A 21,828-nucleotide genomic window follows, 5' to 3' on the forward strand; every position below is an offset into this window, starting at 1 on the left:
AAAATACCCTTAGAGATTCTAATCCTTTTATCAGTTTTGTCATCTTTAATTATGAAGCTTGCTGATTGGAGTTGTTTATTGCCAACCAATAAAAGTATCGAGATAGAACCTAATCCTGAAAAAATAGGTAAAATCACCGTGCTGCAAGCAGCAAGCCTAGCCGACGGTTGATAGTCTGTTGTGCTTTAGTGAATGGCTTGATAGGAGAAAAGGATGAAACAGCTTTGTGCTAGACGTATGCAAGGCCGCGATGTACACGAACAGCATCGTGCGGCCACGCCGCTGGAATTATTTTATGATTTAGTGTTTGTGATTGCGGTTGGGGCTTGTGCGTCTTCTTTGCACCATGCACTGGCAGAACATCATTACAGCGACATCTGGGTGTATTTGGCTGTTTTTATGCCTATGTGGTGGGCATGGATGAATTACACGTGGTTTTCTTCGGCATTTGATTGCGATGATACCGCTTTCCGCTTGTTGTCAATGGTGCAGATGTTTGGCGCTTTGCTGATGGCAGCGGGCATGAAAGGTTTTTTTAATGGTGATGCCTTGTTGGGTTTGTTGGGGTTTATCGTAATGCGAATTGCGATGGCCTCGCTGTGGTTCAGAGCGGCTAAAGAAGATCCGCCATACGCCACGACGGCTCGGCGCTATGCTTACGGCATTCTGTTCATGCAGACCATCTGGGTGCTTTGGTATTGGTTCACCAAAGATCTGGACATCGTAGTGCGCTTGGTTTCCATGCTGTTTTTCATGGGCGGGGAATTGTTGGTGCCGATACTGGCTGAGCGAATCAAGCATACCCCTTGGCATCCACACCATATCGCTGAGCGTTATGGTCTGCTGACGATTATTGTTTTAGGGGAGGGGATCATTGGCGTGGGGAATGCGATTATGAATGCACGTGAACTCGATGTGGTGCAAGCGTTGTTGATCGGTTTTGCCGGAACAGTGTTAGTGTTTGCCTTATGGTGGCTGTATTTCAAAGTACCCTTTGCTCAAGCTTTGCATGACCATAATCTGCGGCGCGGAATTCTATTTGGTTATGGTCATTATCTGATATTTGCATCCTTGGCAGCAGTCGGTACGGGATTAGAGTTGGTCGCTGATAATTTTACCGCTGCCTCGGGTGGACATGGTGGCGATCCAGTCCTTGCGATTATGACGCTGGCCGTGGCGGTGGCTGTTTATATGCTCACCCTCAGTAGTATTCGTGCTGCGGTGGTAAAGGCAGGCAAGTACAAGTTCACTGCGATTATAGCATCGGTCTTACTGCCAACTTTGGCGTCTATTACCGCCTTAACCCATTTATTACCCTTATGGGTGAGTCTGTTGGTGATGGCGGCTGCACCTGTGGTAGTGATCCGTTTATACGATCATGAGGAGGCGGTTCAGGCGAATGAAGCCGCTAACTTAGCTTAGCCCGTGCTTGCATGTTTGCGGTTTTGGCGGATCAGCAGGAACACTACGAGGGCTGTACCCAATTCAGCCAGTAAATAAACCAGTAGTAGCGTGGTGGGTTTACCTGTATCGACTAGCAAGCTGAAGATTCTGGATAAGGATAGCCCTAGCATCGCCAACCCTAGTGAATACAAGGCTGCCAAGGTAAACTGTGAATTAAAAGCGGCATAGAGCCAGAAAGCGACAACCCCTAGGATTAGCCCCATCACTGAGCGGTAAATATGGATAGCGTTAATATCAGCGACGGGTGTGTGATAGAGCGTCGGTACCAAACTCACCGGATCAGCTCCAAAGGTGAGTGCGATAACCGTAAGAATCGCTGAGCTGACAATAAGTAATGCCTGATTGAGTCGCTTTAAGTGCATGGTGAAATTCCTGCTGAGCAGTAGAGGATTGAGGGATAAGCAAAATCCTAGCACATTGTTTGTTTAGTGGTGGGTGCTTGGTTTAATTTTATTTTTACTTTTCCTATAAAGGACGTGGTATGTCTGATCATTATAGTGTCGTGCAGATTAAGCCTTCACCGAGTCAAACAAAGCTCTTACCTGCCCAAAAGAAGTTCAATACATTAATTAAAAATATCAATAAACAAAGAAAACTTTTGTTGGAATGGCAAGAGGCGATGACACAGTGCCAACAACAGGCGGTGGAGAAACTAGAGCCTTTACGAAAAGAGTTAGGTGAGTATCAGGCTCAGCTGGTTCTGTTATTGGATCAACAGTTTGATAGTCATAAATTCACCAAAAATCAACAAGAAAAAATGTGTGACTTGATTCTGGAACTAGCGGATGTACTGATTGTTGAACACCAACGTGTGGATCTGAAGCCTTTGTTTGATAAATACAGTACGGAAAGCTTTGATCAGCTGGATCAAGCCTCTGATGGCCTAGCCTTGGATATGCTGAAAGAGTTGCTTGAGCAGCAGTTTGGCATGACGATTGATGAGGCTGATTTGGATGTGCATGATATTCAAGCCACCTTAGATCGCTTAAATCAGCAGTTTGAACAACAAGTTGAACAGCAAGAAGCGCAGCGGGCCACCCAGCGACCTAAGTCTAGGAAGTCTGCCAAGCAAGTAGCGAAAGCTGCAGAAGAAACGGCAGAGGTTGAAAATGTTAGTAAGTCGATTCAGGCGGTCTTTCGTCAATTGAGCAGTGCTTTGCATCCTGATCGTGAGCTTGATCCGGTAGAACGGGTGCGTAAAACTGAATTGATGCAGCAAGTGACGGTTGCTTACAGTAAAAAAGATTTACTAAAATTATTAGAGTTACAGTTAGTGGTCGAGCAAATTGACCAAATACAATTAGATGCGATTGCAGACACGCGCCTTAAACATTATAACCAAGTCTTAGAGAGTCAGTTAAACGAGTTGAAAGCTGAACTTGCGCAGCAAGAAATGCTAGGGCGTGACATGATTAGTGCTCCCCCCTTTATGCCCATTGTCCCCAAACATCTGATGACGACGCTGAAATACGATATACAAGGTTTGCGTGAAACGATTCTAAATGTTCAACGCGATTTACGTGAATTTCAGGATGTAAAGCAACTAAAAGCGTGGCTAAAGGATTATCAAATAGATTAGCCACGGCTTATTTAAGCTACTCCAGTTACCACAGACCCGCAGGACCATCCAGAATAATTGGTTGAGTCGGCGTGGGAGTTACCCATGCACCGGCTGGACCATCTTGAATAATCGGTTGAGTCGGAGTCGGCGTAGTTGTGCCGCCGATAGCAGGGCCATCTTGGATGATGGGTGGAGTAATAGCGGGAGTTACCCATGCACCGGCTGGACCATCTTGAATAATCGGTTGAATCGGAGTCGGCGTAGTTGTGCCGCCGATAGCAGGGCCATCTTGGATGATGGGGACGGTAGGCGGTGTTGTTGCACCTGTCCACTGTCCTGCTGGGCCATCTTGAATAATAGCACCATGCGTATTCCCTAAATTGGGAGTCGGGTTACTAAAGTTTTGAATTCGATTTAAGAGCTGCTGTAGTAAATTCTTAAGTAAGTCCTGTTGTGGCAAAGCGCCCGTCGTATTGTTTTTTAGAGTAAATGTATTTTGCGGACGCTCTAAAGTATTAGCATAAGAATTTTTAGCATGAATATTATGAGTAGTATTAATTTTCATTTGGATAAGCTGGGTCAGTGGACAAAAAACTAAGAGGTTTCACTAAGAGTAGCCCTGCATAACCGACTAAGCTGCTTGGGTTAAGATGATTGGATTGGGCAGAATGATGAGCGGCAATCGTGCGCCAAACATAGTCGGGTTGTTGGGCTAATTGTATCAACCCCTTTAACCCTAGATACCCACACGCTTGATCAGGTGTAAGGCGGTCACTGTGCTTAGCTTCGATCAGACGGATCGTTTGCATACCTGTTAAGAGTGCTTGGGAGCGCGGTAGGTAGTGATATAAATCCGAGCTAATCACGATTAATGTCTCTGGGTCTTCCCACGCAGGCTTGAGCAAACACTGTGCTTGTTCAGTGCTGCAAGGCCCGAGTAGGAGCGGTGCGACAGGTAGCTCAGGAAAGCAGGTATGAATAAAGGGCAGTTGTACTTCAAGGCTATATTCAGTCGCATGGGTCGCATTATCGACTTGTACATAGTCCAAGGATTGCCAATGGTTATGAATGAAGGTTTGATCAACGCTGATCTCACCTAGAGGCGTAGAGGCGTTTGTAGGGCGGTGTAATCACTGATTAAGCCGCCATTGTGAGCATTTTGATGGTTAGGTCCTACGAGCACAATGCGCTTAGGTTTGGTTTTACCGCGCACTTGAGCATAGGTTGACCCTGCAGTCCTACCGGAGTAGTCATAACCGGCATGAGGGACAACCAAAGCTTTGATCGTTTCATGGTTGCTTTCACTGGGGTGATCTAAATAATATTTGAGTTGTAGCCGTAAATTATCAGGATCAGCACTATAAAAAATACCACTGTAGAGAGCAGGTCTTAGTATTTTCATGCTTCAAGTTCCACCCAAGCTTGAGTACGTAAGGCTAAAGCACTATGGATAGTCATGAGTTGACCATCGAGTAAGCCACTATACAAGCCGCCTTCAGCCATCAGGGGGTTGGGCAGGGCAGTATCCGCTGAACTCAGTACCGTTTGCCCATATAAATAGTAAAAGGTTCGTTCTAAGACGCTTTGATCCTGATAGCAACTGATCAGTAAAGCCGTGAGTGCTTGAGCACTAAACAAAGTGGGCGATAAATGTGGATGCTCAGGAAGCCAACCACCATCGGGTTGTTGCCACTGAACTAAATCCTTGTGTAGGCTCTGAATCAGGCCGCTGCAATCATAAGGACTGAATTGATGAAGCGCCGTCAGGGTTTCTAATAACTGCGGATACTGATGTGGGCGAGCATAATAGCGCACATAGTCAAATAAGCGCTCGCTGGATCGGTTACGCCATAAGTGGTCGATGTACAAACCCGCTTGCTCAGCATGAATGAGCGCCAATAATTCTATCGAGTAATGCGAGTCATAGTGGGTGATTGCAGGTTTTGGCCATTGCCCATGTTGATTGAGGCTTGCCTGCAACTGCTGCACAAGCTTAGCCAAACTCGGCTTTGCCTGTTGACGCCATTCAGGATGTTGGCTTAGCGCTAAAAGACAATAAGCGCTTGAATGAGTATCTAAGGTTTGAGTGTGGATAGCATCAATTAAATAGGTATAGCTTTTATCCCAAGGTGGAGCGAGATGATCTTGGGTTTGGCTCAAGCACCACAAAATCCATGCAGTATTGAATACAGGTTGTTGATTCTGAACCTGATCGAGCGCTGCCTGATAGGCATAATAAATCGCGCCATTATTCTGTTGTTGGCGCTCAACGAAGTGTAAGTAGGCTCTTCGATAAGAGTAAGTGGTATCAATGGCTGTAGTCGGTGTCAAACGTTCGGTGGTTAAGGGAACAGCCGTGGGATTTACAGTACTGAATTGCCAAAGACGACACCGATAACGCTGCCAGTGTACCTGTGGATAAGGCCATGCCAGCCCTGCTTTTTTATAAAGCTGTTGCTGAAGCTGCTCGATATTCCAAGCCTGTTGCACCACTACATCCGGCAAGATCAGCGCAAACTGCTCTTGATGGCTTAGCGCAATAGCGTCTTGTCCTAAACTCATATTGCCAAACGCGGATAGTTGCTCACTCAACCCTAAATAACTCGCTTCACTGAGCAGGTAGAGCTTGAGAGTGAGTATTCCGGGCTGCCCTAATTTGGCTTGCCAACGTGGATCTTGACTAGCGGTTTGCAGGAGTGTCGGTAAAGCCGCACTAGGGTGGTGTGGAATAGTACCTGCACAAGCTAAGAGCTGGCCGTTTAAATACACGGATACAAAGAGCCATTGGCAGCTAGCTGGGATAAATAAAGGCTTGAGCGGTGGGGGCAGCATCCTTTGGTGTTGTGCTTGGGCTAGTGCTAATAAGGCGTTGGCAAGGGGTTGGACAATATAGTTTTTTTCATCCCACTGCGGGAGGGCAGAACTCCCTCCGACGGGCCACTCAGCTCCCGGTTCAATCAGCTTTTTGACGGTATAACGGTACAATAAAAACGGCTCATAGGGGCGTAGTTGCGTATTATGAAACCTTGCATGATGTAGTAAATGGGCGGCGGTTTGAATACCCGGCATCTTCGGTAAAGCACCACCCATTTTCCAAGGGGCTGCTAAGCTACGCACGGCTAAACCGTGCTGGTTAAAGTCAAAATCCCCATAGGTCGTTTCCACTAATTCACTGCATAAAGATAAGCCTAGTGCACTCTGGTCTAGACGCGCCTCACGTAAGGGATCAGCTGCTAATTGGCGCGCTAATAGCCAAGCGCATTGCACTAAGGCTAGATTAGTGGCCGTCAAAGGCTCGTCGGGGAAATTCCAAAGGCCTTGCCGCCCTTGCTGGGTATAAACGAGATCTTGAGTGCGTAGGCTAATCCAAAGCCCACCAGATGCTTCAAGGGGTTGATTAAATACACGCGGTGGGCGTAACAACCGACCGGTTTGCCAATAATGCTGCATGCAGCGGCGGATGACTTGAAACGGGGAGAGATAATCGGCGAGGGCTTGCTCATCCCATTGAATCGCAGTGAGGCTAGCTTTGATTGGGTAAGTCTTCAGTGGGGGTTCGTGCGGTAAGCGCGGTGAAATATCGGTGAGTTGATCAAATAAATAGACCACTCGATAACCCCGCTCTAATAAACTGGCATAACCGCTGTCATAGCCAAAGCGCACTAAGCACGCACACCCTTCCACATATAAACCAGCTTGCTCAAGTTTTTCAATGCAATCCAGCATATTCGTTCCTGAACCAATCGAGTCATCTATGACAATCACCGGTTCGTGGGGGCGGATCTGACCATCAATCAGATTAGCAGTACCATAGGTTTTGCGTTGAGGTCTGACCATTAGCCCCGTGTAATGTCCTTTTGATGCTAAAATACAAGCACTCATTAAGGGGACAGCGGCCGTGCCGATGGTGGCTAATTGTCGCCCTTTAAAAGAGCTAAGCAGAGTTAATAAGGCCTGCGCGGCTAATTGTAAGCCCTCATAATGCAAAGATAGGCCTAAAAAATTCATTACCCAACGTAAATGTGTTTTCCCATCGCGGGCTAATACGGGGCGATGCTCGGTTTCGTGCAAAATGCCCTGTTCAATGATGAGCTTTAATAGTTGAGCCTTATCCGTTTGATTGTTATCCATCGTGCTCAGTCGTCGGTTTAAGGTATCGACCACTCTACTGCAATCACAGCAGCTTACTAAAGGCGCAGGGGGATAATCGGCATGATGAGCAGCGTTAGCTTCGACGGATGCATCTAAACCAAGTTGGTTCACGTATGGTTAGTGTTGGCTAAATAACCGTAACTAACACCCTACAACCAAAACTAACACAACACTAAGAAACGAGGAGATCCGATGAAACCTATTAGCTTGGCTGGTTTTTTGATGGCAGATTGTTGGCCGCTTGATCTGATTTTAAAACCTTTTACTTTATTAGCTTTGCGGATTTATGTGGCATGGATGTTTTTTGAGTCAGGCCTAGTCAAAATCCAGAGTTGGTCGAGTACGGTTTCCTTGTTTGAAACCGAGTATCAAGTCCCTATTTTATCGCCAGAATGGGCCGCTTATTTGGCAACGGGTGCAGAGTTAATCCTACCTGTACTCTTGGTTTTCGGTTGTTTAACCCGCCCAGCTGCTTTAGGTTTGTTTGTACTCAATATCGTGGCGGTGATTGCTTATCCTTATTTATGGACAGTCGCAGGTGCAGGTGGTTTTTGGCAGCACGTGACTTGGGGAACGATGCTTTGGGTGGTATTTGTGTTTGGTCCTGGACGCTTCGCTCTCGACTATCTATGGAGTCAGCGTTTAGCTAAATAGCTTTCTATATAAGCCTCATTCTTTAATTCTTTATTCGTTATCCCTAGCTAGTTTAAGGCCAGAAGTGCAGCAGAGTGAAGTACTTCTGGCCTTGAGCACTAGCTAAGCATCTTTACATACTTTTACATTCATCTAACCCACCTTTACAGCTGACTCAGGCAGACTAAGCGTATCAAAAACAAATTGAAGGGTGGTTAAGTGTATGAGTTTGCGACTCAGCCCAGCGGTGCTCACCGTGTCGATCTGTTGGACTTTAGCGGCTTGTGCGCCCATGACTGATACCCGTCAGACACCTACTGCAGCGGTGCAAATGGCCAATAAGGCATTAGCGACTGTCAAAACCAATCGTGCACCGATTCAAGCTGCTTGGTGGCAAAAATTTAATGACCCACTCATGACGGCACTGATTCAAGAGGCTTGGCAGGCCAATCCTGATTTAGCCTCTGCTCAAGCGAGTGTCAAAACAGCACGTGCTCAAGGTGTGATAGCGGGTGCGAGCTTATTTCCTAGCTTGGCTGCGAGTGGTTCAGCACGGACAGCGAATGGCTCAGGGACTAGCCTCTCTACGGGGCTGGATGCAGGTTGGGAATTAGATATTTTTGGTGCAAATCGCCTTGCGAATGCAGCCGCTCAAAGTGATTTTAAAGCAGCTGAAGCGAGTTACGAGGATGTAAAGGCCTCCTTAGCGGCTGAAGTAGCGAGTGCTTATGTCAATTTGCGGTTAGCCCAAGCACGTTTAGGGGTCGCTCAGCAGAATCGTCAATCACGCCAAGAAACGGCTAGGCTCACGGGTTTGCGCCAACAAGCGGGTTTAAGTAGTGGTTTGGAGCTTGAGCAATCCAAGCTCAGCTTAGGTCAGACTCAAGCTCAGCTTCCTGCTCTAGACGGTGCGGTCTCACGTTCTAAATATGCTTTAGCGGTCTTAACGGGCAAAACCCCAGAAGCTTTAAATCAGCGTTTAACAGTGGCTAAGCCGATCCCCAATTCAACTGGGCGTTTAAAAGCGGAAATTCCTGCGAACGCTTTACGTCAACGCCCTGATCTACGGGCAGCTGAATTTCGAGTCGCTGCTGCGAGTGCACGGGTCGGTGAAGCGAAAGCCAATCTAAATCCGAGTTTTAACTTAAGTGGCTCTTTAAGTTTAAGCGGTAAAAATCTGGGTGATTTGTTCGATATTAATAGTTTGGTACGCTCACTCTTAGCCTCGATCAGTGCACCTTTGTTTGATGGGGGGCGTTTAAAGCAGCAAGTGGTGGTACGTGATGCAGCCTATGAACAAGCAGTAGCCGCTTATCAAAAAACGCTGCTGAGTGCTTTGCAAGAAGTGGCGAATAGTTTTGCCACCTTAGCGGCTTTACAAAAGCAGCAGCCCATTTTGGTGCAGAACCTGCAATTAGCACGGAGTACTGAGCAGTTAGCACGCTTAAGCTACGATGCAGGGACAGCCGACTTCCAAAATGTCTTAGATGCGCAACGCTCAGTCTTGAGTGCGCAAGAAAGTGTATTGTCAGCCCAGGCGGATAGTAGTTTAGCGTTAATCAGCCTGTATAAAGCCGTAGGTGGCGCTTGGTAGGTAAGCAGTAATCATCATGACAAATATACAATCCAGCCATGACTCCGTTAAAGCCGTTTTAGGTCAGCCTGCTGCTAAGAAGAGTGGTTTTGGCAAGCGTTTAGTGACCTTAGTCATCCTTGCTGCTTTAGGGGGCGGTGGCTATTGGTATTATCAGCAATATCAAGCGAATGGCGGCGTAAAAACGGAAGTACCTGCTTATCAAACTGAAGTGCTCAAGCGCGGCGATTTGAACCTTACAGTGATCGCTACGGGCAATTTACAGCCTATGAATCAGGTGGATATTGGCACTGAGCAATCCGGTACTGTGGCTGAAGTGTTGGTTGATGCTAATGCAACCGTTACTAAAGGGCAAATCTTAGCCAAACTCAACACCAATCAACTGGAAGATAATCTGACCAAGGCTGAAGCCGCATTAATCACTGCCGAAGCGAAGGTCGCACAAGCTAAAGCGCAACTAACCCAAGCGGATGCGAATATTCTGAAAGCAGAAGCCAGTATTCAGCAAGCCTTGGCGGGTGAGCGTCAATCCAGTGCTCAAATTCAGCAAGTCGGTGCGCAAGTACAGCAAAACCAAGCACAGCTGCAACAAGCCAATGCCCAGATTCAAAGTGCAGAGGCTCAGTTGGCTCAAGCTAAAGCGAGTACTGCAGAAGCCCGTGCTCAGCTTGGGCGCTTACAAACTTTATATAAAACCAGCGGTGGTAAATTGCCGTCAAAAGCTGAGCTAACAACGGCTCAAGCTGCTTTGCAGCGTGCACAAGCAGCAGAGCAAGCAGCTAAGTCCAGTGCGGATTCTTCACGTGCGAATGCCACTGCGGCAAGGGCGAGTATTTCCGCTTCGCAAGCGAATGTAGAGTCTGCCAAAGCAGGTTCAGGGGCTTCGAGTGCGAATGTGTCGGGCTTAAAGGCGAGTGCAGCGGCGACTAAAGCAGAAAAGCTTAGTGCTCAAGCTGCCTTAGAAGCAGCCCAAGCGGGCGTGAAAGAGGCGCAAGCTAATGTACGTTCTGCCCAAGCCAATTTAGCTAAAGCTACCATCACCTCACCGATTGATGGTGTGGTTTTAACGCGCTCAGTAGAGCCGGGGCAAACTGTAGCTGCGTCTTTATCCGCACCCACCTTATTCACCCTCGCTGAAGATCTCAAACAGATGGAGCTGCAAGTTAGTGTTGATGAAGCCAATGTAGGGCAGGTGAAAGAAGGGCAAGCCGCTGAGTTTACGGTGGATGCTTGGCCGGGGCGGAAGTATCAAGGCAAGATTACACTGGTCAGTTTAGGTTCAACCCTGACCGATAATGTGGTGTCTTATCTAACTAAACTGAATGTTGAGAATACTGATTTAACGCTACGCCCGGGGATGACGGCGAATGCAACGATTAGTACCCAATCCCGTAAAGCGGTGTTGTTAGTACCGAATACGGCTTTACGGTTTAAGCCTGCCAGCCCAGAGGAGGCTAAAACCACGGCTCCAGCCCAACAGACTGGTGGGGGCTTAGTATCTCAACTGATGCCGCGTCCACCGATGCAAAGGCAACGTGGGCAAGGTCAGGGGCAAGGCGGTGCTGGCCGAGGGCAAGGCCAAGGGCGTCGTAGTGGTCGTGGTGAGATTTGGATTTTAAAAGACGGTATACCCAGTGCAGTGAAAGTCAAAATAGGCTTGAGTGATAGCAAATTCACCGAGGTGAGTGCGGATGAGCTGACTGAAGGCGATTTAGTGATTACAGGTGCGGCTACCGGTGCGAAGCCATGAGTGAGGGCATTGAAAAGCTGATTGAGTTGCGGGGGATCACCAAAACCTATGGGCAAGGCCAAGCGCAATTCCAAGCTTTAAAAGGCATTGATTTAAGCATAGAGGCAGGTGACTTTGTAGCAGTGATGGGACCAAGTGGTTCGGGCAAGTCTACAGCAATGAATATTCTGGGTTGTTTAGATGTACCCACAACGGGTGAATATCATTTCCGTGATGTACAAGTCGAGCAGCTAGATCGGAATCAACGTGCACTCTTACGCCGCTACTATTTTGGTTTCGTGTTTCAAGGCTTTAATTTATTAGCCCGCACTTCAGCGCAGGAAAATGTCGAGCTGCCACTTCTATATCGTGGGGAATCGACCAAGGCTCGGCATCTCGCTGCGCAGGCCGCTTTGGAAAAGGTCGGCCTAACCACTTGGACAGGGCATACGCCCGCTGAGTTATCCGGTGGTCAACAACAGCGCGTCGCTATTGCTCGCGCCATTGTAACTAATCCGGTGTTGTTATTGGCCGATGAGCCAACCGGTAATTTAGATAGCAAACGCAGCCATGAAATCATGGAGCTACTGGTCTCTTTGAATCGGGATCAAGGTATTACTGTCTTAATGGTCACCCATGAACCTGAAATGGCAGCCTATGCCAAGCGGATTGTGACTTTTGTCGATGGCAAGGTGGCTGCGGACAAGCGGCAAGCGGGGCTGGGCTATGTTATGGAATAGTTTGCTACTAGCAATGCGCGAAATTCGGCGTAATTTATTGCGTTCCTTCCTGACTATTTTGGGGATCGTGATTGGGGTTTCGGCGGTGATTACGATGGTCACACTCGGGAATGGGGCAACGCAGGCGGTGAAAAATCAGGTCTCGAGTTTAGGGAGTAATCTCCTCCAAATTCGCACCGGTCAGCGCATGATGGGACCTGGTGGTGGCGGTGGTGCACCAGCTTTTAAGTTGGATGATATTGAAGCGATTCGTAGCTCGGTGAGTGGCTTAAGTGGGGTAGCACCCCAAGTAAATCGAACCGCCACGGTCGTGTCGATGGCCAATAATTGGTCAACCAGCGTGACCGGAACTACCAACGATTTTTTTACAGTCGGTAACTGGAAGTTAGCCTCTGGTCGGAGTTTTTCTGAGCAGGAAGAGCAAACGGGAACCTCGGTCTGCATTTTGGGGGCAAGTTTATATAAACAGCTGTATGCGAATCAAGATCCCTTAGGTGAAATGCTCAGGGTCAAGAATTTTTCCTGTGAGGTAATTGGGGTATTAGAAGCGAAAGGCCAAGCGGCGATGGGGCGCGATCAGGATGATACCTTAGTCATGCCACTGCGCACTGTGCAACGGCGCTTAACGGGGAATCAGGATATTTCTTCGATTCAAGTCTCGGTTGAAAATGAAACTGAAATCACGCAGGCACAAACGCAAATCACGGATTTATTACGCGAGCGCCGTCGTATTTCCGAGGGGATGGATGATAATTTTAATGTACTGGATACCCGTCAATTGGCGGATGCTTTATCCGGTACGACTAAAGTGATGACCACGTTGTTGGGTGCAGTGGCTTCAGTGAGTTTATTAGTCGGTGGGATTGGCATTATGAATATAATGCTGGTGTCTGTTACCGAACGTACTCGTGAAATTGGGATTCGCCTAGCGATTGGTGCTTTGGAGCGTGAAGTACTGCTTCAGTTCTTGACGGAAGCCGTGATGCTCTCTGCTTTGGGCGGCTTAATCGGGATTATCTTAGCGACTATTGCTTCCTATTTTCTCTCTGGCTTAATGCAGGTACCTTATACTTTTAATGCACCGATCAATTTAGGTTCGTTTTTCTTTTCAGCTGGGATAGGGGTGTTGTTTGGGTATATGCCCGCCAAGCGGGCAGCGCGTTTAGACCCGATTCAGGCACTAAGGCATGAGTAATAGCGATTGCTAACGGCTGATTAATTTCTTTAAGCTTATTATTAGCCTATTCACAGTCGCTTAGCACCTATTGAACTAATTAAAAAACCTTGAGTTCTAAGCTTCATCTACACTCATTAATAAGCTTGCCTTATGCTTTTAGCGATCACTGCTAAAATTTGTATGTATTCAATAAAACGCTAGCTAGGGAACGGGAACTAACCCATGTCTGTATTGAAAACCATAAGTCTGATAACAGCGGTTACTTTGATGAATTTAGCCCCTACACAAGCAGCCGAGATAGTTCCTGTGCAGGAATTGCCGAAGTTAGAGCAGTTTCCAGCTCAGATGAGTGAGGATACTAGCCAAGCGCCTGCCCAACCGGATCAGTCTAAGCCCGTAATCGCCCCTAAAGTCTTAACTGAGGCTGAGGTGAAGGCTTTATTAGAGCGATTACCACCCTTGCCCAAACCTGCGGAATCCACAGCTTTTGCGATTCGCTCCAGCAGTGAGCCGCCGCCTAAAGCGACTGCAACTTTGCAGCAGCCTTTTCCGCCCCCTGCTAACCTCGAATCTGCACCCAAGGTTAAGGCTTCAGGAGCCGTCAAGGTGACACGCTTTGCACCGCAAGGCGAGGTTGAGTTTGCCGATCAAATCAGCCTTGCTTTTGATCGCCCGATGGTGGCAGTCACCACCCAAAATCAAACCATTGCGGAAGCTGTCCCCGTCAGTATGACACCTGCCCTAGAGGGGCATTGGCGTTGGATGGGTACACAAGTCTTGGTATTTGAGCAAAAGGATCATGCTCGCTTACCGATGGCAACAGAATATCAGCTGATGGTGGCGGCTGATACTCAAGCTGCCGATGGTAGCCGCCTTGCAAAACCTCTGCAATGGACGTTTACAACCCCTACCTTGCAATTACAGAATAGCTATCCTAGTGGCGAAGCTGTGGCCTTAAATCCGCTATTATTTCTGGCATTTAATCAGCGAGTTGAGTCAAGTGCACTCTTGCCTTTTATTCAAATTACGGTCAATGAACAGCGCTTAACTGCACACTTAGCCACTGAAGAGGATATTAAGGCTGATGAAGCGGTGGCAGCTTTAGTTAAGCAAGCACCTCAAGGTCAAGCTTTGGTTTTAAAATTAGCACAACCCTTACAAACGGATAGTAAGGTAGTTATTAATTTAGCGGCACAAGCCCCTTCGGCCGAAGGCCCCCGAGAGGCTCTTGCGCAGAATTTGTATAGCTTCAGGACTTATGCCCCTTTAGTGATGACTGAGCAGCGCTGTGGTTATGAACGTTGTACTCGTTATGATACGGCTGAAATCGTGTTTAATAATCCTTTGGCAATGGCTCAAAATCTGGACAAATTAATCACAGTCAGCCCAGCACCGAAGCAGCTCGAGCAGCATCAGGCAGGTGATCGTTTGTATTTGAGCGCACGCTGGCAGGCCAACACCACTTACACCGTGACAGTTGCTCCTGAGCTAAAAGATCAATACGGGCAAACTTTAAGTGACCAATCCAGTTTTAGTTTTAAAGTGGAGAAAAGCCCCGCCAGTCTTGCCATGACAACTTCTTTATTGGCAACTCTAGACCCCAAGCTACCCGCTGAGTTGCCTTTGTATAGTACTAATTATCGGAGTGCCAAACTGACGATTCAGCACGTGCAACCGAGTGATTGGCCCGTTTTTTTCAAGCAGGCACAAGCCCTACAACACGGGCAACATGATCCTAATCAGCCCGTGCAGCTCCCCGGTAAAACCGTCAGTCAGCAAACTTTAACGCTGAATGCAGAACCCGATGCCGTGGTGACGACGCCAATTGCTTTAGGGCAGTGGTTGTCGGCGGGGCAATTAGGACATTTATTGGTTTTAGTTGAGCCGGGCGAGGCCACCGTAAAACCCACGGCGAATGATCCACGCCAATCCCCACTGTTAGTCTGGGTGCAAGCTACACAATTAGGTTTAGATGCCTATGCTTATGCCGATAAGCTATTAGCATGGGGTGGTGAGTTAGCCAGTGGCAAAGCGCTCGCTAATTTAGCGATCAGCTTGCATAGCTCAACCAGTGCAAAATTTGCCACCGAAACTACCGATGACCAAGGTTTAGCCTCGTTAGCTTATATCGAGTCAGCCCCGCTGGCGAATGCTGCCCATTTGCCCGCTGAGCCAAGCATTCGCTGGCTAGAAGCTAAACGAGGGGATGATCTTGCCATCTTGCCAGAGTCCTTGCATCCTTGGTCAACTGATGTTTGGCAGGCTCGTGAGCAAACCAGTCAAACCCTTTGGTATGTCTTTGATGATCGCCATTTGTATCGTCCTAAGGAAGAGGTTCATCTCAAAGCTTGGGTGCGAGAGCGTGCCGCTAAACCTGCGAGTATTTTAAACTGGCCGTCGGATTTATCCACTTTGCGTTATCAAGTATTCGATGCGGCGGGGAATAAAATGGCCGAGGGTGAAACGCAGTTAAGTGGTTTGGGTGGTTTCAATCTTGCGTTTAAACTTCCTGATACCCCGAATTTAGGACCGGCACAAGTTCAGTTCAAACGCCCTCATTCAGACGACTTGTTGTATAGCCACAGCTTTGAGATCCAAGAGTTCCGCACGCCAGAGTTTGAAGTGAAAGCTGAGTTGACTAATCCAGCTCCTTATTTAGTGAAGCAAGCGATTCATCTTAAGGCTCAGGCTAGTTATTATGCAGGGGGTGGCTTGGCGGCTGCTCCGGTGGCTTGGCAGTTGAGCGCTCATCCAGAAAATTATACACCCCCCAATCAAGCCGAATGGTCATTTGGCTTGGTTAAGCCGGTTTGGCTACGTTGGGGATATGTCGTGCCGCAGGAAGTGGTCACTGCTAGTTTTACCGGTAAAACCAATGCAGCGGGGCAACATGCTTTGCTATTGCAACCGAATAATACTGATTATCCCCTGCCGATTTCAGTACGTGCTGAAGCGAGCATCACGGATGTGAATCGTCAAACTTGGACGGCTGAGCGGCAGTTGTTAATTCATCCTGCAAGTACTTATGTCGGCTTGAAAACGGCGAGCTATTTTGTTGAGCAAAACCAAGCTTTAAAACTGGAGTTAATCACCGTTGATATTGATGGACAAGCGGTTGGGAAGAGTTCTGTATTAGTCGAGGCAGGATTAGTCGATTTTTCTCAAGAGCGTGCAGGTAGCCAGTTGAAAGAGGTACAGCGCTGTTCAGTGCAAACCGATGGACAAGGTTTGGCAACATGTGAGTTTAACACCGACCGAGCGGGTCAATATCAGATCACTGCTACCACAGTCGATCAGGAGGGGCGGCGCAATATTAGCCGAATCACTCGTTGGGTGAGTGGTGATCAGGAGTTGCCAACAACCAACAACCGTGTCGAAATGGAGTCGGCACAAATTATCCCCGATAAAGAGCATTATGCTCCCAATGAAACCGCCCAATTATTGATTCAAGCACCTTTTAATAATGCTGAGGGCTTATTGCTAGTGAATCATAATGGTCTAGTCACCGAGCAGCGCTTCAAGATGCAGGGCAATAGTCATACCCTAGCGCTAGCCTTGAAACCAGAGTGGCTACCGAATGTGAATCTGAATCTGAGTTTAGTTGGGCAAACAGTGCGTCGTACTGCGGACGGTCAGGAAACTCATCTGCCACAACGCCCAGCGATGGCTAGCGCTGAGTTGAACTTGCGAATTTCTAAAGCTGAGCGCAACTTGACGGTGACGGTTCAGCCCCAAAAACAAGATTTAGCCCCCGCTGAAGAAACATCCATCACGGTAAAAGTTCAGAATCATCAAGGTCAGCCAATGGCAAAAGCTGAGGTGGCTTTAGTAGTGGTGGATGAGGCCATTTTAACAGCAGGTGCTTATCAGCTACTGGATCCACTCGAGAGTTTCTATCCTGAAACCAATAGCTCTGTGTTAGCCCAGTATTTCCGTGCCTCCGTTTTATTGCCAGAGTTCCCTGAGCAGCTGAATCAAGGGGGAGGTGGCTTCACACAAGCTGCTGTAGCGAATGAGGCTATGCCCAGAAGACCGGTAATGGCAGCACCTGTTATGGCAATGGGGCGGTTTAAAAGTAGCGATGCGATGGCTGAAATGACGGGTGCTGCATCGCCGAGTATCGTGGTACGTACTAATTTTAATCCTTTAGCCGCTTTTGTCCCGAGCCTCATCACGGATGCCCAAGGTCAAGTGACTACCACCGTGAAATTACCCGATAACTTAACCCGTTATCGAATTATGGCTGTGGCAGCTCAGAATACGACCCATTATGGCAAGGGTGAATCGCATTTAACGGCTCGCAAAGCATTAATGGTGCGTCCAAGCGCACCGCGTTTCTTGAACTTTGGCGATAGCTTTGATTTGCCCGTGGTCTTGCAGAATCAAACCGATCAACCCTTAGCGGTGCAAGTTGCGCTCGCGGCGAACAATTTAGAGTTACCTGCGGCTCAAGGCTATGCCCTAGAGATTCCGGCTAATGATCGGGTGGAACTGCGCTTCCCGGCAAAAACTAGCAAGGTCGGGGCAGCGGATTATCAAGCGGTTGCAGTCAGTCGCCAATTGAGCGATGCGGCTACGGGCAGTTTGCCAGTTTGGACACCTGCGACTAGCGAAGCCTTTGCGACCTATGGAGTGATTGATCAAGGGGCGATTAATCAGCCGGTTGAGACACCCAAACAGGTCTTGCCACCGTTTGGTGCTTTGAAAATCACGACTAGCTCTAGCGCTTTGCAATCGTTAACGGATGCTTTTATTTATCTGCAAAATTACCCGTATAGTTGCAGTGAGCAAATCGCTTCACGCATCTTGAGTACCAGTGCCTTGAAGGAGGTCTTACAGACATTTAAAGCCAAAGATCTGCCGCCCCCTGAAGCGATTGAGCACAGCCTGCAGCAGGATTTAGTCGCCTTAAAACAGCGCCAAACGCCAGAGGGTGGGTTTAGTTTATGGGGTGGCTCGTCACGTGATTGGCCGTATGCGAATGTGCATGTGACCCATGCTTTGGTTCGTGCTCAGCAACAAGGTTATCCAGTCGATGCTGACCTGCTAGCGCAGAGTTTGAACTACCTAAAAAACATCGACCAGTACTTTCCAAAGGACTATTCACCTGAAATACGTGTTTATATTCAAGCCTATAGTTTATACGTGCGCCAGTTGGTGGATGATCAGGATAGTGTTAAAGCACAAGCTTTAATTCATGAAGCGGGCGGGGTAAACAAGCTGTCGACTGAGGCAGCGGGTTGGTTATTGAATGTGTTAGCCGCTGATACGGCGAGTGTTAAACAACGTGAAGCGTTACGGCAGGAGCTACTGAATCGCGTCCAAGAAACGGCGGCGGGTGCAAGTCTACGTAGTGAGTTGGAGGCAGGTGATTATTGGGTGATGCATTCGGCTCGGGCGGCGAATGGTATTGTCTTGGCGGCTTTAATCAAAGATCAGCCGCAGTCTGATTTGATTCCAAAGTTGGTGAAGGGGTTGCAAAACGAGCGTGTTCAAGGTCATTGGGGGACGACTCAAGCCAATGCCTTTATTTTATTGGCCTTGGATGATTACTTCCAACAATACGAAGCACAAACACCGGATTTTGTCGCCAAAGCATGGTTAGGTAATGATTTCGCGGGTGAGCACAGCTTTAAAGGGCGCACGCTGGATAGTGTTGAAACAACGCTGCCGATGGAGTGGTTGCTGCAAGGTGAGCCGAATCGGGATCTGGTTTTGGCTAAACAAGGTGAGGGGCGGTTGTATTATCGGATTGGCTTGACGTATGCGCCCGCCAGTCTAAATTTAGCCGCTGCCGAACAGGGTTTCAGCGTGACCCGTGTTTATCGTGGCTTAGATGATCCCGAAGATGTCAAGCAAGATCCAGACGGTCATTGGCGGGTGAAATTGGGTGCGCGTATTGAGGTGAGTTTAACGATGTTAGCGGCTGCTGATCGTCATCATGTGGCCTTGGTCGATGCCTTGCCCGCTGGCTTTGAAGCGGTCAATCCCGCTTTGGCAGTGACTGCACAAGAACCGAGGACTCAACCAGAGCCTATCGCATTTTCTTGGCTGAGCACTTGGTATGAACATCAAAACTTGCGTGATGAACGTGCAGAAGCTTTTGCCTCGATCTTACCCGGGGGGCTTTATACGTATCGCTATATTGCCAGAGCCACCACACCGGGACGTTTCATGGTGCCACCTGCCAAAGCTGAGGAGATGTATCATCCTGAAACTTTTGGGCGCAGTGCTTCCACCGTGGTGGTCATTGAATAGCGGGTGGTTGGTAGACCTAAGCCTTCGAGATTAAGGTATTGAGCAATCAATTTCGCCTTAGGCTGAATTACGCCTGAGCTATGTTAGTATGTAAGCTCTGAACGTGGATTTATTTCGGATAAGTCATGAATACTGCGCGATCATTAACGACGACTCTAATCAGTGAAGCGGACTATTTAACCAGTGAGCAGCAGGCGACCGAGCGCCATGAATATGTGCGTGGGCAGGCCTATCTCATAGCAAGGGCGAGTAAGCGGCATAATCGAATTGCTATGAATTGTGTCGTGCAAATGACCTTAGCTACGCGCAATACGGCTTGTAATGTTTATGCATCGGAGGTGAAAGTGCACTCCGAAAAATATCACTGCTATTACTATCCCGATGTTGTCGTTGGCTGCGAGCCTGATGAGGCTAGTGACTATATCCTTGAGCAACCTTGCCTGATTGTTGAGGTCAGTTCAGATTCGACCTTGCGCAAAGATTATTTGGAAAAGCTCTTGGTTTATCAAACAATGCCCTCTTTGCAGGCTTATTTGATTGTTGCTCAAGATAAAATCCAAGTCGATATGCTGGTACGCTCAGCGGATGGTTTATGGGAGTTGCAGCAGTTTAATGATTTAGCCGCAGAATTAAATTTGCCTTGCCCGCTGATGAGTTTGCAAGTAGCAACAATTTATGAGGGCTTGGAGTTGTTAGCTGATTGAAAGGGATTAATAATCTGCAGCCCTGCGAGTGAGCGTTCGGCCTGAATCACATCAGAATATAAAACACGGCACTCGCTCTTTTGTGCCATGCGAATAATCAGCGCTTCCCAAAAGCTAAAGGCTTGTGCTTTATTCAGTTCGATGGCTTGAAGAATATCCTCAGAATCAATACTGATGACTTCCATCTGGCTGGCCATTAACTCAATTTTGCGTTGAGCAAGATCAATCGGAATGCCCAGCTTTTGGGTACTGGCAGAGAAGTACTCACGCAAAACTTGAGTCGAGATGACTGCATGACCACTGGCCCAACCCGCTTGCAATAAGGCCAAAGCCAAGGCTTGTTTTTCAGGGGCTTGGGTGTCATCGGTTGCGAGTAAGACGCTCGTATCAAGAAAACTACGTTCTTTCATGGAGTTCATCTCGATTAAAAGCCCAAGTATGCGCTTTACCTTGCCCACTTAAGGTGGTGAACTCAGCAAAGCTTGCGCCAGCTTTTTGTTGATGGATGATGGTTGCTAAATAATCATGGACGAGTTGATTCAGATTAGTGCCTTTAATTGCCGCCACCACTCGTGCCTCAGCTATCAATTTCTCGTCCACCAATAGGGTCGTTATCATCGTTAGTCTCCATGAAATAGCCTAAAATTTATTCATTCGATAGCATCTTTACTTGCAAGATTTAGTGCATGTGAAATAAAAAAGCAAATAGTAAGGTTTCTGTCGTGAATTCACTGTATAAGCTAAAAAAGCGTAAGATAGGCTCGTCGACTAGCCAGATTGAGTAAATAGGAGGAAAACCATGTCCGAGCGACAGCTGATTGACCGTTTTGGGCGGCGTATTACGTATGTACGCATGTCAGTAACCGATCGCTGTGATTTTCGCTGTGTGTATTGCATGGCTGAGGATATGGTATTTGTACCGCGTGAGCAGTTGTTGACTTTAGAAGAGCTAGCCCGGGTTGGGCGCGCTTTTGTGAATCTGGGGGTAAGTAAAATTCGTCTTACCGGTGGTGAGCCGCTGACTCGACGTAATGTGTTGCAACTTTGCGATGATCTAGGGCAACTCGAAGGTTTGCGTGATTTCACGATCACGACCAATGGTAGCCAATTGCCTAAATACGCAGCAGCTTTGAAGCAAGCAGGCATCACTCGTATTAATATTAGCTTGGATACTTTGCAAGCGGATCGTTTTAAAGCACTCACACGCACGGGTGAAATTGAGCAAACACTAGCAGGCATTGAGGCCGCTTTAGCTCAAGGCTTTAAGCGGGTGAAGCTGAATGCGGTCATTCTCAAACACCGTAATCATGATGAGGTGATAGATTTAGTCGAGTTTGCTAGAGACAAAGGTTGTGATATTTCTTTTATTGAAGAAATGCCACTGGGCGTGATCGGCGATCATGATCGTGCCGAGGCTTATTATTCAAGTGATGAGATTCTGCGTGATTTACGCCAGCGTTTTGATTTGCAAGCGATGGTCGAACAAACCGGTGGGCCTTCTAAGTATTATTCTTTTTCTGATCATTCCAGTCGTGTCGGTTTTATCTCGCCGCATAGCCATAATTTTTGTGGTGATTGCAATCGAGTGCGGGTCACGGCTGAGGGGCGTTTGTTGTTGTGCTTAGGGCAAGAGCATTCGGTCGATTTGCGGCGCGTGCTACGTGCGTATCCTTTAGACAATACCCCCTTGTATGAAGCGATTGAAAAAGCGATGCAGATTAAACCTCAAGGACATGAATTTAATCTGCAAGCTAAGCCCATTTTATTTAGACACATGAATGCAACCGGTGGTTAATTGACACCAGAAAATAAGCGA

17 protein-coding genes are annotated in these 21,828 nt (G+C 47.8%); 10 read left to right on the forward strand and 7 right to left on the reverse strand.

The genetic code is table 11. From position 1 onward, the window contains the following. Positions 1–213 precede the first annotated feature (213 nt). The gene (locus B5D50_RS07145) at positions 214–1,422 is read left to right on the forward strand and encodes a low temperature requirement protein A (protein ID WP_078921909.1); all 1,209 of its coding nucleotides are present in this window, start codon (positions 214–216) and stop codon (positions 1,420–1,422) included. Here the strand turns inward: B5D50_RS07145 and B5D50_RS07150 are convergent. Then, a complete protein-coding gene (locus B5D50_RS07150) occupies positions 1,419–1,826 on the reverse strand; it encodes a DUF4345 domain-containing protein (protein ID WP_078921910.1) in 408 nt (135 codons plus the stop codon). The genes B5D50_RS07145 and B5D50_RS07150 overlap by 4 nt on opposite strands. Positions 1,827–1,945: 119 nt before the next feature. Here B5D50_RS07150 and B5D50_RS07155 point away from each other — a divergent pair, with 119 nt between their 5' ends. Further along, entirely contained in the window at positions 1,946–3,043 is a 1,098-nt protein-coding gene (locus B5D50_RS07155; protein WP_078921911.1) for a hypothetical protein, read from the forward strand. 25 nt (positions 3,044–3,068) lie between these two features. On the opposite strand, the gene B5D50_RS07160 is transcribed toward B5D50_RS07155, so the two are convergent. Genes B5D50_RS07160 through B5D50_RS07175 form a run of 4 tightly spaced genes read right to left on the reverse strand, consistent with a single transcriptional unit; the run spans position 3,069 to position 7,288 of the window. Beyond that, positions 3,069–3,590 (reverse strand): hypothetical protein, encoded by a 522-nt coding sequence (locus tag B5D50_RS07160; protein WP_078921912.1) that lies wholly within the window; start codon positions 3,588–3,590, stop codon positions 3,069–3,071. Further along, positions 3,580–4,116: an AmmeMemoRadiSam system protein B gene (gene amrB, locus B5D50_RS07165; protein WP_078921913.1), complete on the reverse strand. Its 537-nt coding sequence runs from the start codon at positions 4,114–4,116 to the stop codon at positions 3,580–3,582. Before amrB (B5D50_RS07165) ends, B5D50_RS07160 begins: the two co-directional genes overlap by 11 nt. A 5-nt stretch (positions 4,117–4,121) precedes the next feature. After that, positions 4,122–4,427 carry an AmmeMemoRadiSam system protein B gene (gene amrB, locus B5D50_RS07170; protein WP_078921914.1) on the reverse strand — a complete coding sequence of 102 codons (306 nt, stop codon included), beginning with the start codon at positions 4,425–4,427 and terminating at the stop codon, positions 4,122–4,124. Continuing rightward, complete coding sequence (locus B5D50_RS07175) at positions 4,424–7,288, reverse strand: AMMECR1 domain-containing protein (RefSeq protein WP_078921915.1); 2,865 nt, start codon at positions 7,286–7,288, stop codon at positions 4,424–4,426. The genes amrB (B5D50_RS07170) and B5D50_RS07175 overlap by 4 nt, the downstream gene beginning before the upstream one ends. A gap of 81 nt (positions 7,289–7,369) precedes the next feature. Here B5D50_RS07175 and B5D50_RS07180 point away from each other — a divergent pair, with 81 nt between their 5' ends. From B5D50_RS07180 to B5D50_RS07210, 7 genes are all read left to right on the forward strand, one after another. Continuing rightward, positions 7,370–7,831 (forward strand): DoxX family protein, encoded by a 462-nt coding sequence (locus B5D50_RS07180; RefSeq protein WP_078921916.1) that lies wholly within the window; start codon positions 7,370–7,372, stop codon positions 7,829–7,831. A 202-nt stretch (positions 7,832–8,033) separates the two neighbouring features. After that, positions 8,034–9,404: an efflux transporter outer membrane subunit gene (locus B5D50_RS07185; RefSeq protein WP_078921917.1), complete on the forward strand. Its 1,371-nt coding sequence runs from the start codon at positions 8,034–8,036 to the stop codon at positions 9,402–9,404. A gap of 16 nt (positions 9,405–9,420) precedes the next feature. Next, entirely contained in the window at positions 9,421–11,154 is a 1,734-nt protein-coding gene (locus B5D50_RS07190; protein WP_078921918.1) for an HlyD family secretion protein, read from the forward strand. Then, the gene (locus tag B5D50_RS07195) at positions 11,151–11,873 is read left to right on the forward strand and encodes an ABC transporter ATP-binding protein (protein ID WP_078921919.1); all 723 of its coding nucleotides are present in this window, start codon (positions 11,151–11,153) and stop codon (positions 11,871–11,873) included. Before B5D50_RS07190 ends, B5D50_RS07195 begins: the two co-directional genes overlap by 4 nt. Further along, entirely contained in the window at positions 11,860–13,068 is a 1,209-nt protein-coding gene (locus B5D50_RS07200) for an ABC transporter permease (RefSeq protein WP_078921920.1), read from the forward strand. Before B5D50_RS07195 ends, B5D50_RS07200 begins: the two co-directional genes overlap by 14 nt. A gap of 204 nt (positions 13,069–13,272) precedes the next feature. Next, complete coding sequence (locus B5D50_RS07205) at positions 13,273–19,308, forward strand: alpha-2-macroglobulin family protein (RefSeq protein WP_078921921.1); 6,036 nt, start codon at positions 13,273–13,275, stop codon at positions 19,306–19,308. A gap of 125 nt (positions 19,309–19,433) precedes the next feature. Beyond that, a complete protein-coding gene (locus B5D50_RS07210; protein ID WP_078921922.1) occupies positions 19,434–20,012 on the forward strand; it encodes a Uma2 family endonuclease in 579 nt (192 codons plus the stop codon). Here the strand turns inward: B5D50_RS07210 and B5D50_RS07215 are convergent. Next, positions 19,982–20,422: a PIN domain-containing protein gene (locus B5D50_RS07215; RefSeq protein ID WP_159448595.1), complete on the reverse strand. Its 441-nt coding sequence runs from the start codon at positions 20,420–20,422 to the stop codon at positions 19,982–19,984. The two genes, B5D50_RS07210 and B5D50_RS07215, sit on opposite strands and share 31 nt — an antisense overlap. After that, a complete protein-coding gene (locus B5D50_RS07220) occupies positions 20,409–20,630 on the reverse strand; it encodes a hypothetical protein (RefSeq protein ID WP_078921924.1) in 222 nt (73 codons plus the stop codon). Before B5D50_RS07220 ends, B5D50_RS07215 begins: the two co-directional genes overlap by 14 nt. Positions 20,631–20,811: 181 nt before the next feature. Here B5D50_RS07220 and moaA point away from each other — a divergent pair, with 181 nt between their 5' ends. Then, positions 20,812–21,807, forward strand: a complete 996-nt coding sequence (gene moaA, locus B5D50_RS07225; protein WP_078921925.1) for a GTP 3',8-cyclase MoaA — start codon at positions 20,812–20,814, stop codon at positions 21,805–21,807. Positions 21,808–21,828: the final 21 nt, after the last annotated feature.

This window comes from Thiothrix eikelboomii, assembly GCF_900167255.1.
In the GTDB taxonomy this organism is placed as follows: Bacteria; Pseudomonadota; Gammaproteobacteria; order Thiotrichales; family Thiotrichaceae; genus Thiolinea; species Thiolinea eikelboomii.